General features: G+C 71.8%; 17 protein-coding genes. 6 read left to right on the forward strand and 11 right to left on the reverse strand.

Annotated features, from left to right (window positions below):
* Positions 1-67: 67 nt before the first annotated feature.
* The 6 genes from QK442_RS07195 to QK442_RS07220 form a co-directional block, all read right to left on the reverse strand.
* The gene (locus tag QK442_RS07195) at positions 68-1,807 is read right to left on the reverse strand and encodes an ADP-ribosylglycohydrolase family protein (protein ID WP_282692992.1); all 1,740 of its coding nucleotides are present in this window, start codon (positions 1,805-1,807) and stop codon (positions 68-70) included.
* Between the two features lie 5 nt (positions 1,808-1,812).
* Positions 1,813-2,511 carry a DarT ssDNA thymidine ADP-ribosyltransferase family protein gene (locus tag QK442_RS07200; protein WP_282692993.1) on the reverse strand — a complete coding sequence of 233 codons (699 nt, stop codon included), beginning with the start codon at positions 2,509-2,511 and terminating at the stop codon, positions 1,813-1,815.
* Entirely contained in the window at positions 2,508-3,908 is a 1,401-nt protein-coding gene (locus tag QK442_RS07205; protein WP_282692994.1) for a DEAD/DEAH box helicase, read from the reverse strand. Before QK442_RS07205 ends, QK442_RS07200 begins: the two co-directional genes overlap by 4 nt.
* A 628-nt stretch (positions 3,909-4,536) precedes the next feature.
* Positions 4,537-5,265: a signal peptidase I gene (lepB, locus tag QK442_RS07210; RefSeq protein WP_282692995.1), complete on the reverse strand. Its 729-nt coding sequence runs from the start codon at positions 5,263-5,265 to the stop codon at positions 4,537-4,539.
* A 155-nt stretch (positions 5,266-5,420) separates the two neighbouring features.
* Positions 5,421-7,337 (reverse strand): MFS transporter, encoded by a 1,917-nt coding sequence (locus tag QK442_RS07215; RefSeq protein WP_282692996.1) that lies wholly within the window; start codon positions 7,335-7,337, stop codon positions 5,421-5,423.
* A gap of 188 nt (positions 7,338-7,525) precedes the next feature.
* Positions 7,526-9,595 carry a serine hydrolase gene (locus QK442_RS07220; RefSeq protein WP_349239635.1) on the reverse strand — a complete coding sequence of 690 codons (2,070 nt, stop codon included), beginning with the start codon at positions 9,593-9,595 and terminating at the stop codon, positions 7,526-7,528.
* Positions 9,596-9,919: 324 nt separating this feature from the next.
* On the opposite strand from QK442_RS07220, the gene QK442_RS07225 reads away from it, so the two are divergent.
* From QK442_RS07225 to QK442_RS07235, 3 genes are all read left to right on the forward strand, one after another.
* Positions 9,920-10,618: a GPP34 family phosphoprotein gene (locus tag QK442_RS07225; protein WP_282692998.1), complete on the forward strand. Its 699-nt coding sequence runs from the start codon at positions 9,920-9,922 to the stop codon at positions 10,616-10,618.
* 301 nt (positions 10,619-10,919) lie between these two features.
* Entirely contained in the window at positions 10,920-11,780 is an 861-nt protein-coding gene (locus QK442_RS07230; RefSeq protein ID WP_282692999.1) for a helix-turn-helix transcriptional regulator, read from the forward strand.
* Between the two features lie 213 nt (positions 11,781-11,993).
* A complete protein-coding gene (locus QK442_RS07235) occupies positions 11,994-12,194 on the forward strand; it encodes a DUF397 domain-containing protein (protein WP_282693000.1) in 201 nt (66 codons plus the stop codon).
* Between the two features lie 111 nt (positions 12,195-12,305).
* Here the strand turns inward: QK442_RS07235 and QK442_RS07240 are convergent, their stop codons facing one another.
* Positions 12,306-13,139, reverse strand: a complete 834-nt coding sequence (locus tag QK442_RS07240) for a hypothetical protein (RefSeq protein ID WP_282693001.1) — start codon at positions 13,137-13,139, stop codon at positions 12,306-12,308.
* An 89-nt stretch (positions 13,140-13,228) separates the two neighbouring features.
* Between QK442_RS07240 and QK442_RS07245 the strand changes: the two genes are divergently transcribed.
* Positions 13,229-14,014: an SDR family oxidoreductase gene (locus tag QK442_RS07245; RefSeq protein ID WP_282693002.1), complete on the forward strand. Its 786-nt coding sequence runs from the start codon at positions 13,229-13,231 to the stop codon at positions 14,012-14,014.
* A gap of 67 nt (positions 14,015-14,081) precedes the next feature.
* Here QK442_RS07245 and QK442_RS07250 read toward each other — a convergent pair whose 3' ends face one another.
* From QK442_RS07250 to QK442_RS07265, 4 genes are all read right to left on the reverse strand, one after another.
* Positions 14,082-15,179, reverse strand: coding sequence for an ADP-ribosylglycohydrolase family protein (locus tag QK442_RS07250; RefSeq protein ID WP_282693003.1), 1,098 nt, complete (start codon positions 15,177-15,179; stop codon positions 14,082-14,084).
* A 142-nt stretch (positions 15,180-15,321) separates the two neighbouring features.
* Complete coding sequence (locus QK442_RS07255) at positions 15,322-17,943, reverse strand: bifunctional FO biosynthesis protein CofGH (protein WP_282693004.1); 2,622 nt, start codon at positions 17,941-17,943, stop codon at positions 15,322-15,324.
* A gap of 86 nt (positions 17,944-18,029) precedes the next feature.
* On the reverse strand, positions 18,030-18,863 hold the full coding sequence (locus QK442_RS07260) for a TIGR03619 family F420-dependent LLM class oxidoreductase (protein WP_282693005.1): 834 nt from the start codon (positions 18,861-18,863) through the stop codon (positions 18,030-18,032).
* A 64-nt stretch (positions 18,864-18,927) separates the two neighbouring features.
* Positions 18,928-19,581: a hypothetical protein gene (locus tag QK442_RS07265; protein ID WP_282693006.1), complete on the reverse strand. Its 654-nt coding sequence runs from the start codon at positions 19,579-19,581 to the stop codon at positions 18,928-18,930.
* A 93-nt stretch (positions 19,582-19,674) separates the two neighbouring features.
* Between QK442_RS07265 and QK442_RS07270 the strand changes: the two genes are divergently transcribed.
* Both QK442_RS07270 and QK442_RS07275 read left to right on the forward strand, forming a co-directional pair.
* Positions 19,675-20,430, forward strand: a complete 756-nt coding sequence (locus QK442_RS07270) for a GNAT family N-acetyltransferase (protein ID WP_282693007.1) — start codon at positions 19,675-19,677, stop codon at positions 20,428-20,430.
* A gap of 30 nt (positions 20,431-20,460) precedes the next feature.
* Positions 20,461-20,676, forward strand: a complete 216-nt coding sequence (locus QK442_RS07275) for a hypothetical protein (RefSeq protein ID WP_282693008.1) — start codon at positions 20,461-20,463, stop codon at positions 20,674-20,676.
* Position 20,677: the final 1 nt, after the last annotated feature.

Raw genomic sequence — 20,677 nt, forward strand, 5'->3', positions numbered from 1 at the left:
CGAGGACATCGGCCCATAACCAACCGTCACCGGCCTCGCCAAGGATCGTGGACGGTCGATTGCGCCGTCACCCCGCAGGCGGCTCAGCATTGTTGATGGAGACAATCAGGTACGGGTCGATCTGCAACCAGAAGGCACCGCCGTCCCGTTGAATCGCTCCGTCGAAGCCCATACCGCGCAGCCGCTCCCATACCGCACGGACATCTGTGACCGCGACGCGGAGTTGGGCTCCCGGAACGTCCATGACCCGTTCCTTGCTGTACCACTGCCTGATGACCAGGTTCTCGTAGGAGACCCAGTCCTTCCCGCGGCCGGACGTGGTGATCCCCAGAGCTATGAGGGCTTCGTGCACGCGACCGATGTCGGTGACGGGCAAGTACGCTCCCTGTAGTCGGGGTCGTACAGCCGATCGGTTCACGACATCCGCCGGTGCTTCCGCGCGAGGCACATCGTGGACATCTCCCGTTTCCACGCGCCGCACCCCACGGATGAAGAAGAGGCTCTGCCCGTCCACAGTGGTCAGACGAGTGCGATGTGCCGACCAGTTGCCGCCCATCAACTTGCCTCGACTCACAACGCGTGCCTCGCGGCGGTCCGGGAGCAGAAGGCCGGCTCCAATGTCGGCGGCGTCGAGTTCGTCGAGGAACCGCGACCGCGCCTGACTGGCTTCGTCCGGAGAAGGCGGAGTCAGTGGCCGGGGGACCGGCCGGAGCAGGTTCTCAGCCAGCGCGTTCAGCAGAGGCGCGTCCTGAACGGACCGGCCGTACGAACCGAGCCATTCCTGCCCCAGAGCCGCGCCGAGCAAAGCAGCAGTCATGGATGCCAACGTGTCGGTGTCCGCGCCCTCTTGTCGTGCCGGAACGCCGACGCCGCGCTCTGGGCTGGAAGCGGACCGCGCGGCAAGATACATGGCAGCCACCGCGCACAAGGTCCCTGAACCGCGAGTCTTCGTCCGCGTCAGGCCATGCGTCTCCAGAAAGGCGGAGGGAGCGCTGAGCGCGCCGCTCTCCAGCGAGGCTCGTGCGCCGCTGAGGAGTTCCTCCACCTCTTGCACAGTCTCGTCCCAAGCGCGTTCGTAGCCATCCGGGAACGCCCGGGACGCGGCGTCCAGCCAGTGCCGGTCCAAGCCCTGCCACACCGGTTCCCGCCAGTCCTTCAGCCCGTCCTGCACCACTTCGACGAGCCAGCCGTAGGCGAGCGGAGCGGGCTGACGCAAGCTGACCCACAGCGCGTAGGCGTACACCAGCGCGCCCAGGAGAGCACGGGGATGTCCGTGCGTAGTCGCCGCGTCGTGGACCACGTCGTGGGCCAGGTCTCCGAAGGTACCCTCGCGATGGGCGATGACATGCGGCGCGATGCGCATGGCCGCGCCATTGGCTCCGGCGGCGAAGTACTTGTCCTGATCGTCGGCCCGATTCCCCCAGGCCGCTCCCTGCTTATCCCAAGCTCGGCAGGCGCGCTTGACGCCAGCCCCGGCTCCACGTTCGTAGTCGAGGAGGAAGGGCCACTCCACACGTTGCAGCCAGGGAAGCCACTGGTCTCCGGCAGTGAGACGCGCGCGGGCCACGGCAATCAGCATCTGGGTGTCGTCGCTGTACTCGCCAGGCCCGATGTCCTCGACAATCGGGCGGAAGCGGCTGCCGGCCATACGCCGCCAGACGAAGAACCGTCCGGAGACCTGACTGAGGGGCGGCAGTGAGCGTGTCCGGTCCCGGCGCTCGTAGGGCCAGCCCATGGCGTCCCCGACTGCTGCCCCGACGAGCATGCCACGGGCCCGGTCGGTCCATGGGTGTAGCTCAGCGTTCACGTGTGTCACTCTGCCAGAGTCGCTCGTGGGATGTACGGGGTCTCCGGTGGCCGCCTGCCGGAGCGCACCGAGGTGCTCAGGGCGTACCTGTCGAAGAGCACCGGCGCGACGGTTAGGGGTGGCAGCAGAGCTGCCATACCGAATTGCATGAGTCTGAAGTACTCCAGATCCGCCTGCTGTTCGTCCCGGACGATGACCGAGCGGACGGCGGACAGTGGAATGGTACCGGGTACCTGAATCTCAGCCTGGTCGTCCGTGGGCCACCACGCCGGATGGGCGTGGTGCCGCCTCCGCGTCGTATTCCCCGTCACGGTCGGCGCGAACAGAGCGTCGAAGGCATCGGCACCGGGCAGGGCGCCGGCGCTACTGTCCCGCGCCGAGTTGTACGGAGAGAACCGCGTGCCCGGCGCGCCGAGCAGTTCGACGTCCACCGTGAGCACCACCCAGTCGCTGAAGTGCGGGTCTCGACCGGCGGCCTGGGACTGGTACCACGCGTTCGGGTATTCGACGCTCAGAAAAGTGCGGTCCGGTGCTCCGTCCAGGCGCTGGGTGTCGGCCGGCCGGTAAGCGTCCGCCGCCTCCCGCAGGGTGGACACCGGCCGTATCTCGCGGCTGTCGAGGATGTGCGACAGGTTGGTCGACTTGGTGCAGTGGCACAGTCGCGTGACACCGCGGGCCCTGGCGCGGGCGACGATGTCGCTCACGAGTCCACCCGGACGTACAGGTCTGACATCTCGTTCGGCAGCAGATCGGTGAGTTTGCCGGAGTGCAAAATGACGAGTTCCGTACGGGCCCGGGTGACCGCCACGTACAGCTGCCGTCCTTCGCGCGCCTTCGCCTCATCGGGGCCGTGCGCCTCCACCTCGCTGGGTTTCGGCAGTTCGTCGGCGTCGCAGAGTGGGAGAATCACCGAGTCGAACTCGAAGCCCTTCGCCGCGGAGTACGTCCCGTAGAACACGCCGGGGCGGTCCGACCAACGTGGCAGGTCACGGTGCAGCCGTTCCACGGGAACACGGCCGCCGGCGAGAAGGGGCCTGAGCGTGACCTCGTGTTCCCGGGTGCGCATCAGGATGGCGACTTGGCGATCGACTCCCAGTGCCAGGGCCGTCCGCGCGGCCTCGACGAGTTGGCGCTCCTTGTTCGGAGTCTCCAAGATGGTGGGCTTGGGGCCGTCGGCCGCGGGGCGGGTCGGCTGGACGAGGTCGACCTCGTCCTTGAAGTACGGCATCTCGGACATGACCTGGGCGAGCTGGGCTATCTGACGGCTGTTGCGGTAGTTGTGTGCGAACTCCACGGTGCCCCGCGGCACGTGGAGTCCCAGCGAGCGCCAGGACATCCGGCTTCCGTAGATCTGCTGTGCATAGTCCCCGAAGAAGGTCAGTGAACCGTCCTCGGGGATGGCTGCGGCGAGACTGCGGATCATCTCGGGTGTGAAGTCCTGGCCCTCATCGACAACCACGTGCCGGTAGTGCCGCTGGGTCGGGTCGTCCTTGAGTAGCGCCAGTACGGACGACGCCATGTTCTCGAAGTCGTACACGAACCCGGCCTCGGCTCGTAGTTGCTCGTAGCGCCGATAGATCGCGAAGACGATTTCACGGTCGGACTGCTGGAGCGGCTTGCCCCGGCCGACTCGTCGCGTGCGGCCCTCCACGTATGTCTGCCGGTCGATGCCGTGCCCGACCAACCAGTGCAGTTCGTCCAAGAAGAACTCGAGCGGGCGCTTGACCAGCGCGCGACCGGGAAGTCGCGCGCGAACCTCCTCCAGCGCTTGCTCAACCGCCCTCTTCTTGAACTTGAAGATACGCACCGACGCCTTGGTGCGGTGCGCGAGGTACCCGCGGGCGAAGGTGTGGTAGGTCTCGATCTGTAGGTGCGGAGGCGCCGTGCTCATGCCCTTGAGGTAGGTCACGAGCGCCTTGTTGAAGGTGACCAACAGAGTGCGGCCTCCGATGATCGGAGCCGTGGCCAGATAGTGGGCCCGGTGGACCGCCATCGTCGTCTTGCCGCTGCCCGCTGTACCAAGAACCACACAGTGACCGCGCTCACCCAGGAAGACGACATCCCGCTGGTGACCCTTCGGTTCAGGTAACGAAAGCCCCATCGCGTCAGTATGACGCGTCCATGGCCATTCGGCATAGATGCAGCGGCACTTGCCCGACCGAACTAAGAACCCCCTTCAGGCTGCGCCCGGCCCTCAGGTCCTCGCGGACGGGACCTGGGCAGCGCGGGACAGTGTCTGGATTCCCCGGCTGCTGGTCATGGTGCTGTTCTCCGCACTCGTCGCGGCATGCGTCGGATTTCTCAAGGTCCTGGAAGGCACCCCGGCTTCTGGGGCCCTGCTCTCGTCAAGTGCAGCGTTCGGAGGAACCGCGCTGCTCTGTCTGGCCGTAGTGCCGGTAGTCCAACAGCTGCGTCAGCGCGGCTAGCCAGCCCCTTGTCGATCTTGCTGGGCCGTAAGTGAGAATCATCCTGACGCGTGAGCGATACGCGAGCGGACCGTCCGGCACGAGGTGCCACGAGCGGGATTGGGCGGGAAGCCGCGTGGCGCTGACCAGGTGGAACAGCTCCGCGCGGCAGCCTCCGGCACCGCCCGGCAAGGATTCGATCCCACTCCTAAAGCGGGTGTCGCAGGTTCGAATCCTGCCGGGGGCACAAGGGCGAAGGCCCCCTTGCCGGTTCGCGGCGAGGGGGCCTTCGGTGTGTTCGGGGTGCTGCTGCCCGCGGGGGTCTCAGTCGTTCGTGTCGAAGGTGTCCGGGATCGGGAGGGTGGACCAGTGGGGGACGGGCCAGGCCACGACGATGGCTCGGCCCACCACGTCGGTGAGGGGGACCATGCCGCCGTGGCCGTCGTTCTGGTGGTAGCGGGAGTCCTGGGAGGCCTGGCGGTGGTCGCCCATGACCCAGAGGTGGCCGGCGGGGACGGTGACCTTGAAGCGGCCGCCCTCGTCGTCGCTGCACGGGGTGTTGCCGGCGTAGACGTACGGCTCGGTCAGGGGGGTGCCGTTGAGGGTGAGGGGGCCGGTGCCGGTGCACTCCACCGTGTCGCCGGCGACGCCGATGACCCGCTTGATCAGGTGCTGTTCGCCGGCGGCGGGCATCAGGCCGACGAAGCCGAGGGCCTTCTGGACGGTCGAGGGGGGCTCCACCTGGTGGCCGGCCAGCCAGTCGGCGGGGTCGCGGAAGACGACGACCTCACCGCGGCCGGGTTCCGAGCCGAACCAGGGGGTGAACTTGTCGACCAGGACCCGGTCGTCCTCCTGGAGGGTGTTCTGCATGGAGCCCGAGGGGATCAGGAACGCCTGCACCAGGAAGGTCTTGATCAGGAACGCCAGCACCAGGGCGACCACGGCCAGGAGCGGGTACTCCGCCCAGGGGGAGAGACGACGGCGGCGGCGTTCGGGGCGGGCGTCGGACTGTTCCCCCGTCTCGGGATCCTCCGGCCTTGTCTCCGTCGCCACGTCTCCCGTTCCTCCCGCGCCCGTCACGTCCGCCGACCCCGATCCACTTGGTTCCTGCCGCATGGGACGACCCTAGGGCCCGTACCTGTGTCCGGGCAGCCCCGCCGGGGGTTCGCCCTTCTTATGAGTGACCTTATGAGTGACCCCCAGGGACCTCAGCGGAGTTCCTCCGGGCAGGCCGTGCCGCGCGGGAAGAGCTTGTACGGGGCCGCCAGGCGGTACGTGCCGGCCTTGGGGGCGATCAGTTCCGTCCACTCGTCGCCCTCCTCGTCCGGCTCCGCCTTCAGCAGGCAGCCGTGCTCGTTGGCGAAGACCTTCGGGAGCTCCGTCCCGGACTCCTCCCGGGCCAGCTTCGACGCCTCCGTCTCCTGCGGGGGCTCCAGCTTGCCGCCGTTCCCGTCCATCAGGGCCAGCCACGGCGAGTAGGGGACGCGGATCTTGATCCGGGCCGGGCGGTCGAGGCGGAGGACGACCTCGTTCTCGGCGGCGCGGTCGACCTGGGCGGGGGCCTCGGCGAGCGGCGTGGCGTCGGCGACCTCGTACAGCCGCCAGTTCGCGTCGGACCAGACCTGGTTCAGGTACGGCAGGCCCTCGGCGATCAGCTCCGCCTCCCGCTCCGCACCCGAGTCGGGGGCGCCGGTGGGGAGGACGACGTACCGGACGGCCCAGCGGTGGAGCCACTCGCGGTAGTTCACGGCGTTGAGGGTGTCGTCGTAGAAGAGCGGGTTGCGCTCCATGTCCGCCTGCCGGTTCCAGCCGCGCGCCAGGTTGATGTACGGGCTCAGCGCCGAGGACTCGCGGTGGCTGGAGGCCGGGACGACCTCCACGCGCGCCTTCCGCGCCTCCCGCACCTGGAGCTGGTTGATCAGCGGCGCCACCTCGAAGGCCCAGGAGGCGTCCGGGCGGGTGCGGATCACGTCGTCGACGCCCTTGAAGCCGATCCAGAGGTTCAGGCCGAGGAAGGCGACGGCCAGCGCGTACCAGCGGCGCGAACGCGGCCGGGTGTACGGCAGCGCCGCCAGCAGCACCACGCCCGCGAAGAGCATGGGAAGCCGCGAGATGTTCGAGCCGATCTGGGAGTCGATCAGCCAGGTCAGGAAGGTGCCGACGGTGTAGCAGGCGGCGGCCGTGCGGACCGTGCGCCAGCCCCTCGGCACGAGGACGAGGACGAGGACCCCGAAGGCCAGCGGCAGCGCCGTCGACCCGAAGGCCATGGGCTGCGTGCCGGAGAAGGGGAAGAGCCAGGCGGAGAGCGCGACGACCACGACGGGCGCGAGACCGATCGCGTACGCCCCCGGCCGCCGCTTGTTGAGGAAGAGCGCCGCCGCCACCACGCCGAGGAACAGGCCCGCCACCGGGCTGCACGCCGTCGCGAGCCCGGCGAGCGGCGCCGCCACCACGGCCTTCGCCCAGCGCTTGCGGCGCCAGCGGTGCGGCCAGCAGAAGACGGCGGCGACCGCGCCGAGGGCGAACATCATGCCGAGCCCGAAGGTCACCCGGCCGGACAGCGCGTTGCAGAGGAAGGCGAAGACGCCCGCGAGCGAGCACGCCATCGGGTTCCGCACCGCCGGGACCCGCACCAGGATCAGCGCGGTCAGGGCGGCGGAGAGCGTCCCCGCGATCATCATCGTGGAGCGCACGCCGAGGACGGACATCACGTACGGCGAGATCACGCTGTACGAGACCGGGTGCATGCCCCCGTACCAGGCCAGGTTGTACGCGGAGTCCGGGTGCCGTCCGACGAACTCGGCCCAGGCGTCCTGCGCCGCGAGGTCGCCGCCGCTGTTCGCGAAGTAGAAGAACCACAGCACGTGGAGGAGCGCGGCGACGCCCGTCGCCGCCATCACCGGGTAGCGGCGCTTGCGGCGGCGCGGCCGGGGCTGCGGAGGCGAGGCGGGCGGGGTCCGCTCGGGGGCGGAGCGCTGGTTCGGGAGCACTATTCGCGAAGGTGAAGCGGGGGTGGGGGGTACGGAGGTGGGGGTGGGTGCGGGGGACGGTGGGGTGCCGGGCTGCTCGGGTCGGGGCGTGGCGGCCGTGCTGCGGCCCGCGCGTGTCGGCTCGGCGGTGGTCACTGCGGCCCTTTCCCGTGTGTTCCCTGCGTACGCCCGTCTGTCCCGCGTCCCGCGCGGCTTCGCGTGTCGCGTCTCGTCCCTCGAAGAAGCTAACAGCCGGGCGCCCCGCGTGTCCGGGGCGCCCGCCTGATCGGTCGGCCGGTCGGCCGGCCGGTCCTCGTCGGCCGATCCGGGCCGGCCGAGGCGCCTCAGCCGATCCGCGTCAGCTTCTTGTCGAAGCCGGGCTCCACGAGGTCGGCCTGGAGCGCCACCGGGGCGCTGACCTTCCCCTCGCCCTCGCCGATCGACACCGTGCCGACGACGTCGCCGGCCTTGCCGGCGTGCGGGAGGGCCTTGCCGCCGTCGGTCAGCGCCAGCTCGACCTTCAGGCCCGGCCAGCCGACCGCCTTGATCTCCTTCGTCGCCACGACCGGCGTCCGCCCGCCCAGGCCGTCGTCGACGTAACCGACGACCTGGCCCTTCCTGACGACGGCCGCGGAGGTGACGTCGTTCTGGGCCTTCTTGATCAGCTCGTAGCTGTAGTCAAGCGACAGCTCCAGCTTGTCGTAGAGCCGCTCGGCGTTCTGCGCCCCCATCACGATGCCCAGGATGCGGTGGGTCCTGCCGTCGACGACCGTGTTCGCCGACCAGAGCAGGTTGCCGCCCGCGGGGGTGGAGGAGCCGGTCTTGATGCCGCTCACGCCCGGCTTGAGCAGCAGCCTGCTGTTGTTGTTCTCGATGTAGCCGACGCCCTCGATGGTGGCGTTCGGCATGTCCACGATCTCGCGGAACACATCGAACCGCATGACCGCCTTCGCCAGCTTCAGCTGGTCCTTCGGGGTCGAGACGGTCGAGTCGAGCAGACCGGACGGGTCGGTGTAGCGGGACTGGGTCATGCCCAGCTCCTTCGCCGCCGCGTTCATCTTGTCGACGAACGCCTGCTCCGAACCGGCGTCCCAGCGCGCGAGCAGCCGGGCCACGTTGTTGGCCGACGGGATCATCAGGAGCTGCAGGAGCTCCTTCTGCGTGTACGTCTGGCCCTTCTTGACCGGCGCGGTCGACTCGTGCGCCGACTTCCCCTGGTCCTCGGCCTTCTGGTCGACGGTGATCTCGGGGCCCTGCTGCTTCCCCTTGAGGGGGTGGTCGCGGAGGATCACGTACGCCGTCATCGTCTTCGTCACGGACGCGATCGGGGCCGGCTTCTGCGCCCCGTACGTGCCCATCGAGCCGACGCCCTCGACCTCGACCGCGCCCTGGCCGTCGGCGGGCCACGGCATCTGGAGCTCGCCGCCCTCGAAGGTGAACGTGGGCGCGGCGGAGAGCGTCAGGGCGGGCGCCGGAAGCGGCCGGACCATCTGCACGATCGCAAAGACGATCAGGAGGAGCAGGACCAGCGGGGTCCAGATGCGGATCCGGCGCAGGGTGGTGCGCCAGGCGTTCGGCGGCGGGGGCGGGGTGTTCGTCAGCTCGGCGAGCAGGTCGAGCGGGGGCAGCGGCGGGAGCGGCTGCTGCCGGGTCCGCTCGGGCTCCCCGAGCGCGGGGGAGGACGCGGCCGGGGCCGGGACGGCGGCCTTCGCCGGGGGGACCGGCTTGTCGGCGGCCGCCGGGGCCGGCTTCGGCGCCGGGGTCGAGGGGGTGGAAGTGGTCCCGGTCGCCTTCTGCTCGGCCGGGATGTCCGGGCGCAGCGGTACGAAGGTGCTCGTCCGCTCGCTGTCGGAGTCGAGGCCCCGGGGCAGCTTGAGCGCGGTCGTCGGCTGGTCCACGGCGGGCGCGGCCGGCGGCCGGACGGCCCGGAACATGGTGGTGGGCTGGTCGACCGGGGCCTCGGCCCCCGGCTCGGCGGCCGGTGCCGGCTTCGGCGCGGACTTCGAAGGCTCGGGCTTCGAAGGCTCGGACCTCGACGGCTCGGGCTTCGGCTGTTCCGGCTTCTCCTCGGCCTTCGCCCCGGGCTTCTTCGCGGCGAACCAGGACGGCTCCGGCGCCTTCGGCGTCCCGGCGGGCGTCTCAGAGGCTCGTACGGGCTCGTCGGCAGCCCCGTCGGCCTTCTCCGCGGCCTCCGGCTCCTCGTCCCCGTCCGCCGCCGTCGCGACCCACGCCGCCACGGCCCGCTTCAGACGGTCGCCCTCCGGCGTGCCCGACTCCCCCGCGGACGACTTCCCGGCGGACGACTTCCCGGCGGACGGCTCCGCCGCCGGCTTCTCGGCGTCGTCCTCCGGGGTGCGCGGCGTCAGGGTCTTGAACACCGCCGTCGGCTGGTCCACCTGATCCGGCGCGGACACCGCGGACGCCGGGGATTCCGGAGACGCCGAGGACGCCTGAGCCGCCGGGGATGCCGAGGGCGCAACCGACGACGGCGACCCCGTCGTCTTCCCCTCCGACGACCCCTGCTGCTCCGTTCTCTCGGGGGACTCGCCCGCCACCGTGCCTCCTCCATGCGTCATGCGTACGTCCGAACCGTCTACCAGTGTCCTGTGTGAACCCCTTGGCCCCCGTGCTAGACGAGAACGACATACCTACTGGTTCCCGGACGAACCACCCAGGCACTCTCGACAGATGAATGTGAGAGGGGTCACCCTGTCATTCATCCACGCGGGGAGGCATGGATGGGCAGGAGCCGCAGAACACTTCCGGAAGAGCTTCTGTTGCTCGCTCTGGACCCGGCCACGGGTACCACAGCGCAGCCGCAGTCGCTCGACCTGGGCCTCGCCGGAGCACAGCTAGTGGAGCTGGCTCTGGCAGGACGGATAGCCCCTGACGGGGATCGTATCGCCGTGGTGATGCCACGGCCGACCGGAGATCCGACTCTGGACTCCGCACTGGAACTGCTGCGCAGGCGCGGCAGTCCGGTCCGGGCCGTCCACTGGATCGGCGGGCCCCGGCTGGGGCTCCGCCAGACGTATCTCTCGCATCTGGAGCGATGCGGCATGGTGCATGCCGTGGAGGGCCAGATGTGCGGGGTGCTGCCGACGACTCGCTACCAGGCGACGGACACGGCGATCAGCCGGGAGATCAGGGCCCGGCTGGACAGTGCGATCCGCACCGGCGTACCGCCGGACCCGCGGACCGCGGCGCTCGCCGCGCTGGCCCACGCGGTCGGTCTCGGCAAGCACCTGTACCCCGGCAACGAAGGACGGTCGTCGCGGTCCCGGCTGCGCGACCTGATCCGGCACGACCCGATGGGCGGTCTGGTGGCGCACGCCGTCATGGACGTCCAGAACGGCGTGGCCGCACAGCCGCGCCGGAGCGGTACGGGCGTACCCGCCCAGCCGCGCGGCGGCATGGCCCGCGCCGCCGCCCACTGAGGCGCGCACGGCGCACGGCCGTCCGCACGACAAGCACGGCACGTACGACAAGCACGGCACGCACAGCACATCCCGCACAGCACGTCCCGCACCTCCGCACCACGCACCACGCACTTCTTCGGGAGCCGCACCGGGTGTGCGGGGCGCCTTCGGGTGCCCCGCACACCCGTGTCCCGTTCGCGCCGTCCCGTCATCCCGTTGTGGCGGTTTCCCAGCGCACGCCGCACCTTTGGTGGCAGTCTGCCAAGCAGTACGTACTCACAGCTACGCATCGCAGACAGCAGCCGGAGGTGCAGTTTCCGTGGCGTCCAGTGTCAACCCCACCGTCAGGCGACGCCGATTGGGCCAGGAGCTGCGCAAGCTCCGCGAGGGCAAGGGCATGACGGCCGAGCAGGTCGCCGAGCGCCTCCTCGTCTCCCAGTCCAAGATCAGCCGCCTCGAGAACGGCCGCCGCTCCATCAGCCAGCGCGATGTGCGCGACCTGTGCAGCGTGTACGAGGTCGAGGACGAGGCCATGGTCAACTCCCTCATGCAGATGGCCAAGGACTCGCGGCAGCAGGGCTGGTGGCACGCCTTCGGCGACATCCCGTACAGCGTCTACATCGGCCTGGAGACCGACGCGCAGAGCCTGCGCGTCTACGAGCCTCAGATCATCCCCGGCCTGCTCCAGACCCGTTCGTACGCCACCGCCGTCATCTCCGGCGCGCTGCCCGAGTCGACGCCGGCCGACATCGAGAAGCGGACCAGCGTCCGCACCCGCCGCCAGGAGCGGATCCACGACGAGGAGCGCCCGCTGCGCCTGTGGGCGGTCATCGACGAGGCCGCGCTGCGCCGGGTCGTCGGCAACAGGCAGGTGATGGTGGAGCAGCTGGAGCACCTCGTCGAGCAGTCGCACCTGCCGCACGTCACCGTGCAGGTGCTGCCCTTCGACACGGGTGCGCACCCGGGCATCAGCGGCCAGTACTCGATCCTGGAGTTCCCGGACGCCTCCGACTCCAGCGTCGTCTACATCGAGGGCGTGACGAGCGACCTGTACCTGGAGAAGGGGCCGGACGTGTCGAAGTACAGCTACATGTACGAGCACCTGCGGGCGCAGGCGCTGGGCGTGGAGCAGACGCGGGAGTTCGTGACCGACATCGCGAAGAAGTACGCGCAGGGCTGACGGCCCGAGGAGCCGCAGGCAGGTCTGCACCAGAGGGGCGGGCACGGTACACCCCCGACTCGGCTCGACGGAAGCCCGGCTGGAATATGCCACCCGGTCGTGTGAACGCCGGTCCCGTCGCTCGGGACCGGCGAGTAGCGTCGATCAGGCCGGTGGAGGTAACCCCGGCATCGACCCTAACGCCCTTCGGGCAGAACCGGAGTTGAGCACATCATGGCCATCATCCAGGGTGCGACCGACAACTGGACCAAGTCCTCCTACTCCGGCGGCAACGGCGCCTGCGTCGAGGTGAAGTCGCCGGTCGTCGCCTCCATCGCCGTCCGCGACTCCAAGGCCCCCGAGGGTCCGTCCCTCTCTTTCGGACCGGGCTCGTGGAACGCCTTCGTCGGCCAGGTGAGCAACGGGGCCCTCTGAGGTCCACAGAACCACCCGTACCGCCCTTAAGCGCCGCCCTCTCGTCCGGTCCGCCGTCCTGGCCGAGAGGGCTCGCTCATGTCCGGACCCGTTTCCGGCCCCGGAAGTCCGTCACCTCAACCGGTCCACGTACCGGTCCGTGCCCGGCACGGTGGGGATGAACGGCGCCACCAGTTCCACCCTCCCCGCCCCGCCCGCGAGGCCGCCGGCGTCGGCGAGGTCGGCGAAGTGCTCCGCCCAGCAGTCGCGCGGGTCCCGCTCCAGGAACCAGAGCAGCGTGAGCCGGGTGTCGACGCCCTCCACCTGCTTCACATACGTCATGCGGTCGCCGGGCAGCGGCGTCGGACGGAAGACGGTCACCATCGCCGCCGGCGAACCCGCGAGCCGGCGCGGGAGGTCGCGGGAGGCGAGCCGTTCGAGGAGCGCGGCCCGCTCCTCCGGCCCCGCGCAGTCCACGACCTGGAGGATCAGCCCCGCGTAGGGGTGGTCGAGGGCGTGGAAGTCGCGGGGGCCGGCCGCCCCGTCCCGGTACACCGTCGTCTCGTGGTCCTGGAAGGACGTGAAGACGTGGGTGCGGTCGTGGTGGACGCGGGCGTCCCGGTTGAGGCGCTTGTTGATGGCGACGGTCCACTTCATGTGCGCGTCGTAGCGGCCCTCGGTGATCCAGTACGTGGAGAGGTAGCAGCCGGCGGTGACCGGCTGGGCGACGGCGGACTTCTCCGGGACGCGCAGCTCCTGGAGCTCGCGGGTGGCGACCCAGCGGCGGCCCGCGTACATCCAGGGCATCGCCATCGCGCCGGCGTAGTAGTGGTCGTCCTCGTACCAGCGGTTGTACGCGTACTCGTGGCCCGGGTGCGGTTCCACCAGGGTGATCAGGGCGTGCCCCGGACGGACCCCGTACGGCCCGGTCGCGGCCAGCTCCCCGTACGCGTCGGCGTCACTCATCCACCGTCTCCCTTCCTCTTCCTCGCGCGGCTCGGGGCACCTACTCTGACGGACCGTCAGATGACTGGCCAGAGGCGGGAGGCACCCGGATGCTGCTCCAGGGGAAGACGGTCGTCGTGTCGGGCGTCGGGGCCGGGCTCGGCCACCGGGTCGCGGAGGCGGTGGTACGGGACGGCGGCAACGCGGTCCTCGGCGCCCGCACCGGGGCCAACCTCGTCAGGACGGCCGCCGCGATCGACCCGGCGGGCGGGCGCACCGCCCACCTCGCCACCGACATCACCGACGAGGCGCAGTGCCGGGCGCTGGCCGCGCTCGCCGTCGAACGGTTCGGCTCGATCGACGCGGTCGTGCACGTCGCCGCGTGGGACTCGTACTTCGGCGGGCTCGCGGACGCGGACTTCACGACCTGGCTGGGGGTCCTCGACGTCAACCTGCTCGGCACCCTGCGGATGACGCGGGCCTGCCTGCCCGCCCTGCGGGCGGCGGGCGGCGGCTCGGTCGTCTTCGTCGGCACGCAGTCGTCCGTCGCCGCGCCGACGCAGGTGCGGCAGGCGGCGTACGCGGCGTCCAAAGGCGCGCTGACCTCCGCGATGTACTCGCTCGCGCGGGAGCTGGGACCCGACCGGATCCGGGTCAACACGGTGCTGCCGGGCTGGATGTGGGGCCCGCCGGTCGAGGCGTTCGTCCACGTCACGGCAGGGGCGGAGGGGGTGCCGGAGGAGGAGGTCCTCGGCCGTCTCGCCTCCCGCATGGCGCTGCCGGAGCTGGCGACGGACGCGGACGTGGCCGAAGCGGCCGTCTTCCTCGCCTCCCCCCGCGCCCGCGCCATCACCGGTCAGTCCCTCCTCGTCAACGCGGGCGAACTCATGCGCTGACCCCGCGGGACGGCGCGCTCTCCCGGTGCGGACCGCGGGGGCGTCGTCCCGGCGGGGCACGGGCGCGTCAGGGGGTCGGGTAGCGGGTGTGCCAGGTGGGGGTGTGGAGGGCGGCGGACTGGGTCAGCTCCATCGCGAAGTCGTCCGCGAGTTCAAGGACCGTCCCCCGCCCCTCCATCCCCGCCACCCACGCCGGCGGCAGCGCCGTCTCCCCGTGCTGGGCGCCGAGCAGCGCGCCGGTGACGGCGGCGGTGACCGACGAGGGGCCGTCGTGGTTGGCGGCGAGCCGCAGCCCGTGGCGGACGTCCTCGCCGACGAGCGCGCAGTAGACGGCGGCCGCCAGCTGCCCCTCCGCGCGGTCCTCGTCCGCCCCGAGCGCCGTCACCCGGGCCGCGTCGGGGACCCCTTCGCGTACGGCTCCGAGGGCGCGGGTCAGCGCCTCCGTCACCGGTTCGTGGCCGGGGCGCGCGGCCAGCAGGCCCAGGGCCGTACCGGTCGCCGCCTCGACGGAGGCGCCGCGGGCGACGCCGTGGACGGTGACGGCGAGCGCGCCGGCGGCGAGGGTCGCGGCGGGGGCGCCGTGCGTCTGGGCGGCGCACTCGACGGCCAGCTGGCAGACGAGCTGCGGCTCCCAGCCGACGAGCAGGCCGAGGGGGGCGGACCGGGCGAGCGCGCCGGAGTCGCCGGCCTCGGGGTTCTTGGGCCGGTCCGGGGTGCCGAGCCGCTCGTCGCCGAGGCCGGTGAGGCAGGCTCGGGGCGGCCGGCGGCGCGCGTACAGCCACTCCTGGCGGCCGAGCCAGCCGTTGTCGCGGCGCCGCTCGTCGGGGCCCCAGTCGCGCTGGGTGGCCGCCCAGCGCAGATAGGCGCGGTGGATGTCGCTGGGCGGGTGCCAGACGCCCGCGTCGCGGTGGACGTGGGCGCGGATGAGGCCGTCGACGGTGAAGAGGCCCATCTGGGTGGCGGCGGTGACGGTCAGGACGCCGTCCGGGGGTTCCGCGAGGCCCGCCTCGCCGTGCGCCGTACGGAGCTCCGCGAGCGTCCGCCCGTGCGCGCCCGCGCCGAACGCGTCGCCGACGGCGGCGCCGAGCAGGCAGCCGCGGACGCGGGAGCGGAAGTCCTGCTGTTCGGTGCGGCCCCACACGGCCGCGGCAGTGGTGGCGGTCACGACGTGCCTCCCCCGTCCGAGGTCCCGTTCACCGGTCTCCGCAGCACTGTAATCGACCGGATGTGCCCGTTCGGGGGTGGGAACGTTATGTGATCGGACGCCCTTCAGGCCGCTTTTGACCACACTTCGTCTGCGATATCACTCAGCTCTCGATCACCGGCAGCAGCTCCGGCAGGTGCCCGTCGGAGGCCCGCGCCGCCGCCTGCCGCTCCGCCGGGACCTCCCCGTAGAGGGTGGTGCGGGGGCGGGAGGGGCGGCCGGCCGCCTCCGCGATGGCCTCCAGGTCGCGGATGGAGCGGTACGAGCCGTAGCTCGACCCGGCCATCCGGGAGATGGTCTCCTCCATCAGCGTCCCGCCGAGGTCGTTCGCGCCCGAGCGCAGCATCTCCGCCGCGCCCTCCGCGCCCAGTTTCACCCAACTCGTCTGGATGTTGGGGATGTGCGGGTGGAGGAGGAGGCGGGCCATCGCCGTCACCGCGCGGTTGTCGCGGACCGTCGGACCGGGGCGGGCGATGCCGGCGAGGTAGACGGGCGCGTTGGTGTGGATGAAGGGCAGGGTCACGAACTCCGTGAAGCCGCCGGTCCGCTGCTGGACGGAGGCCAGGGTGCGGAGGTGGCCGAGCCAGTGCCGGGGCTGGTCGACGTGCCCGTACATCATGGTCGACGACGACCGGATGCCCAGCTCGTGCGCGGTGGTGATCACCTCGATCCAGGTGGCGGTGGGCAGTTTGCCCTTCGTCAGCACCCAGCGGACCTCGTCGTCGAGGATCTCGGCGGCCGTGCCGGGGATCGAGTCGAGCCCGGCCTCCTTCGCCGCCGTCAGCCACTCGCGGATCGAGAGCCCGGTGCGGGACGCCCCGTTGACGACCTCCATCGGGGAGAAGGCGTGCACGTGCATCCCCGGCACGCGTTCCTTCACGGCCCGGGCGATGTCGAAGTAGGCGGTGCCGGGCAGGTCGGGGTGGATGCCGCCCTGCATGCACACCTCGACGGCGCCGACGTCCCACGCCTGCCGCGCGCGGTCGGCGACCTGGTCGAGGGAGAGGGTGTACGCGTCGGCGTCGGTCCGCCGCTGGGCGAAGGCGCAGAAGCGGCAGCCGGTGTAGCAGACGTTGGTGAAGTTGATGTTCCTGGTGACGATGTACGTCACCTCGTCGCCGGAGACCGACTTCCGCACGTCGTCGGCGACCGCGCACAGCGCGTCGAGCGCCGGCCCGTCGGCGTGGAGCAGCGCCAGGGCCTGCGGGTCGGTGAGCCGCGTCGGGTCGTCGGCGGCGACGGCCAGCGCCTCCCGCACGTCGGCGTCGATCCGCTCGGGGTCGATCCGCTCGGGGGCCATGCCGGGTGCGGCGGCCTCCTTGAGGGCCTCCCAGTCGCCGTACACCTCGTCGAAGTCGGCGCGCCGGTCGCCGGTACGGCCCTCGGTGTCGATGGTCGCGTGCAGATCGGTGCGCCCGGCGGCCGTGAACGCCTCGTCGGGCTCCTGCCACGGCAGCCCGCGCACCACGGCGTCCGGGTCGGCGAGCCCCGTCTCCGGATCGGCCAGCGCCCGCACGTGCGGCACGACCCGCGGATCCAGCCACGGCTCGCCGCGCCGCACGAACTCCGGGTACACACACAGCCGTTCGCGCAGCTCGAACCCGGCGGCGGCGGACCGCGCGGCGAGCTCGTCGATCCGGGGCCAGGGCCGCTCGGGGTTGACGTGGTCGATGGTCAGCGGGGAGACCCCGCCCCAGTCGTCGATGCCGGCCGCGATCAGCCGCTCGTACTCGGCGTCCACCAGGTTCGGCGGCGCCTGGAGGCAGGCGGACGGCCCCATGACGAGCCGGGCGACGGCCACGGCCGCGACCAGGTCGTCGAGTTCGGCGTCGGGCATCGACCGCATGGCCGTGTCCGGCTTGGCCCGGAAGTTCTGGATGATCAGTTCCTGGATGCCGTGGTAGGCCCGCGCGACGCGCCGCAGCGCGAACAGCGACTCGGCCCGCTCCTCGTATGTCTCCCCGATGCCGAGGAGCAGCCCCGAGGTGAACGGCACGGACGACCGCCCGGCGTCCTCCAACACCCGTAGCCGCACGGCCGGTTCCTTGTCAGGGGAACCGTAGTGCGGGCCGCCGGGCTCCGACCACAGCCGGGTCGCGGTCGTCTCCAGCATCATCCCCATCGACGGCGCCACCGGCTTCAGCCGCTGGAAGTCCGTCCACGACAGCACGCCCGGGTTGAGGTGCGGCAGCAGCCCGGTCTCCTCCAGGATCCGCACCGACATCGCCCGCACGTACGCGAGGGTGTCGTCGTACCCGTGCGCGTCCAGCCACTCCCGCGCCTCGGGCCACCGCTCCTCCGGCTTGTCGCCGAGGGTGATCAGCGCTTCCTTGCACCCGAGTTCGGCCCCGCGCCGGGCGATGTCCAGGACCTCGTCCGGCGACAGGAACATCCCGTGCCCCTCGCGCCGCAGCCTGCCCGGCACGGTGACGAAGGTGCAGTAGTGGCACTTGTCCCGGCAGAGCCGCGTGAGCGGTAGGAACACGCTCTTCGAGTACGTGATCACCCCGGGCCGTCCGGCGGCCTCAAGTCCCGCGTCCCGCACCCGCCCGGCGACCGCCACCAGCGCGTCCAGATCCTCGCCACGCGCCCGCAGCAGCACCGCCGCCTCACCGACGTCGAGCGCGACCCCGTCCCGCGCCCGCTTCAGCGCCCGGCGCATCGCGTTCCTGGTCGGGGGCGCGGTCTGCGAGGCGCTCCGCTGCTCAGCCTGGTGGTCCGTCATGCACCGAGCATACGAGCGCCGCCCGCGCCCGGACGAGGTCCCCGCAGGTTGACCGGCGTCCACAGGGGCGGGGCGGCCCACGACGGTCAGGGCAGATGGACGGCGTACGCGTCAAGGACCCGCAGCACCTCGTCCGCCCCGGCGGGCGGAAGCTGAAGAACGACCTCCTCGCAGCCGAGTTCCGCGTAGTGGGCGAGCTTGCCGGGGTTCGGGAGGACCGCGTACGGGACGACCTGGAGGGCCTTCGGGTCGCGCCCCGCCTCCTCCCAGGCCCGCCGCAGCACCGGCAGGTTCTCCGTCAGACCGCGCCCGCCGATCGGCAGCCAGCCGTCGGCCTGCTCGGCGACCGCCGCGAACAGCTTCGGCCCGGCCGCCCCGCCGAGCAGGACCCGCGGCGCCCCGCCGACGGGCTTCGGCCACGCCTCGGAGGCCCGTACGGAGTGCCCGAAGGCCCCCTCGTACGCCGTCGGCTCCGGCGCCCACAGCGCCCGCATCAGCGCGAGCCGGTCGCGCACGAGCTCCCGGCGGCTGCCCCAGGCGACCCCGTGGTCGGCGGCCTCCTCCCGGTTCCACCCGTACCCCAGACCGAGGGTGAACCGGCCGCCGGAGAGGTGGTCGAGCGTCGCGATCCGCTTGGCGAGCGCGATCGGATCGTGCTGCGCGAGCAGCGTGACGCCGGTGCCGAGCCCGAGCCGCTCGGTGACGGCCGCCGCCTGCCCGAGGGCGACGAAGGGGTCCAGGGTCCGCCCGTACTCCCGGGCGATCGGCCCGCCCGCCGGGTGCTCGGTGTCGGGAGAGAGGGGAATGTGGGTGTGCTCGGGCAGATACAGCCCGGCGAAGCCCCGCGCCTCCAGCTCGCGCGCGAGCCGCACGGGGGTGATGGTCTCGTCGGTCAGGAAGATCGTGGTCGAGATCCGCATGAGGGCACGGTAGGGGCTGGGGCCCCGGATGCCGAGAGGCACGACACCGGCCGGCGGCCCGGCCTCACCGATACGTGTCGAGGTCCCGCGCCGGATCCACCGCCCGCCGCTCCGCCGCCAGGGCACCGTACCCGCCGCGCTCCCACACCTTCTCGCGGAAGCGCTGGAGGGTCAGCGGGGCCCGGACCTCGCCGGGGACACCCACGAAATGGACCGTGCCGCAGCGGTGGCAGTACCAGCCGTGGGACCACAGCTCCTCGGCCCGCGCCCGGTCCCGGATCAGACGGGCGAAGGCGGCCCTGCGCCGGTACACGACGGCGAACACGAGGACGGCGACGGCCAGCGCGACCGCCGAGATCCACCCCAGGAACCCGTAGTCCGTCGAAAGCCCGGGCATCTCCCCCGTCACCTCGTACCACCCGTACGCCACGGGCTCGTCCCGGAACCAGTCCCCGGCGAAGACCCCGCCGAGGAAGGCGCCGACGGAGACGGCCGCGGCGAGGAGGCCGAGGCAGCCGAGCGCGTACGTCGGCTTCGGCGGCACCGGCGCGAGCGCGTCGGCGAGCCCCGTGGTGACCGTCCGCGTCACGGTCCGCATGTGGCCGTTCTGGTTCCGCTCGCGGCTGGTCACGGCGTCCCGGCCCGCGACGTACACGGCGGGCACGGCCTGCACGAAGTCGTCGCGCCCGCAGCCCGGGCAGGTGTGCGGCGTGTTCATCGTCGTTCCCCCCTGTCGGTAAGGGTGACAGGATCGCACCGCCATCGGTTCCCGGCCGGAATCCGGCTGCGCCGCCCCCACCCCGCCCCTACGGTGGCCCGCGTGCTGAAGCGAATCGAGACGTACTACGACACCGTCCCCCGCTCCTCCGCCCGCGCGGAGGAGTTCGGGCCCCTGACCCTGTTCGTCCGGGAGGGGGCCGACGGGTGGCCGTTCTACGCGCGGCCCGCGCTCGGGCACGGCGGCGGGGCGACCGTGGAGGACGTGGAGCGGGTACGGACCCGGCAGCGGGAGCTGGGGATGCCGGAGGCGTTCGAGTGGGTGGCGGAGACGACACCCGGCCTGCGCGCCGCGGTGGAGGCGAGCGGGCTCGTGGTCCACGAGCATCCGCTGATGGTCCTGTCGACCGCCCCGCGCCCCGCCCCGGCCCCCGCAGGCGCCCTCGTACGCACCCTGGACGCCACCGACCCTCGCCTCGCGGACGCCGTGGCGGCCCCGTACGCGGCCTTCGGCGCCACCCCGACCCCGGCGGACACCGCCCGCGTCGCCGCCCGGATCACCGCCGGCCTCACCGTCCTGGCGGCAGCCTTCGACACGGAGACCGGCGAGGCCCTGGCAGGCGGCCAGGTCCAGCCGGTCGGAGACGTGGCGGAGGTCGTAGGCGTGGGCACCCGCCCGGGGGCACGCCGCCGGGGCCTGGGCCTCGCGGTGACCGCCACGCTGGTCGCAGAGGCCAGGGCGCTCGGCGTCGACCTCGTCTTCCTCACGGCCTCGGACGCGACCGTGGAACGCCTCTACGCCCGCCTCGGCTTCCGCACCGTCGCGACCGCCCTCATCGCGGAGCCGTAACCGGTCGCGCGGGGCCGCGTTGGGACGGGCATGAAGAAGATCCTCACCGCAGCCGCCCTGACCGCCTTCGCCGCCACCGGCGGCCTCGCCTCCGCCGGAACCGCGGCGGCCGACACGGGCGGGCTGAACCTCCCATCGGTCGTCCCGCTCAGCGGCGTCCTGAACCCGAAGCCCCTGCCGCCCGCTGCCGCCGACATGCCCGCCACCAACCAGGCCGTGGAGAATCTGCTGCCCGGCCGACACTGAC

The organism is Streptomyces sp. CC208A (genome assembly GCF_030010625.1).
Lineage (GTDB): Bacteria > Actinomycetota > Actinomycetes > Streptomycetales > Streptomycetaceae > Streptomyces.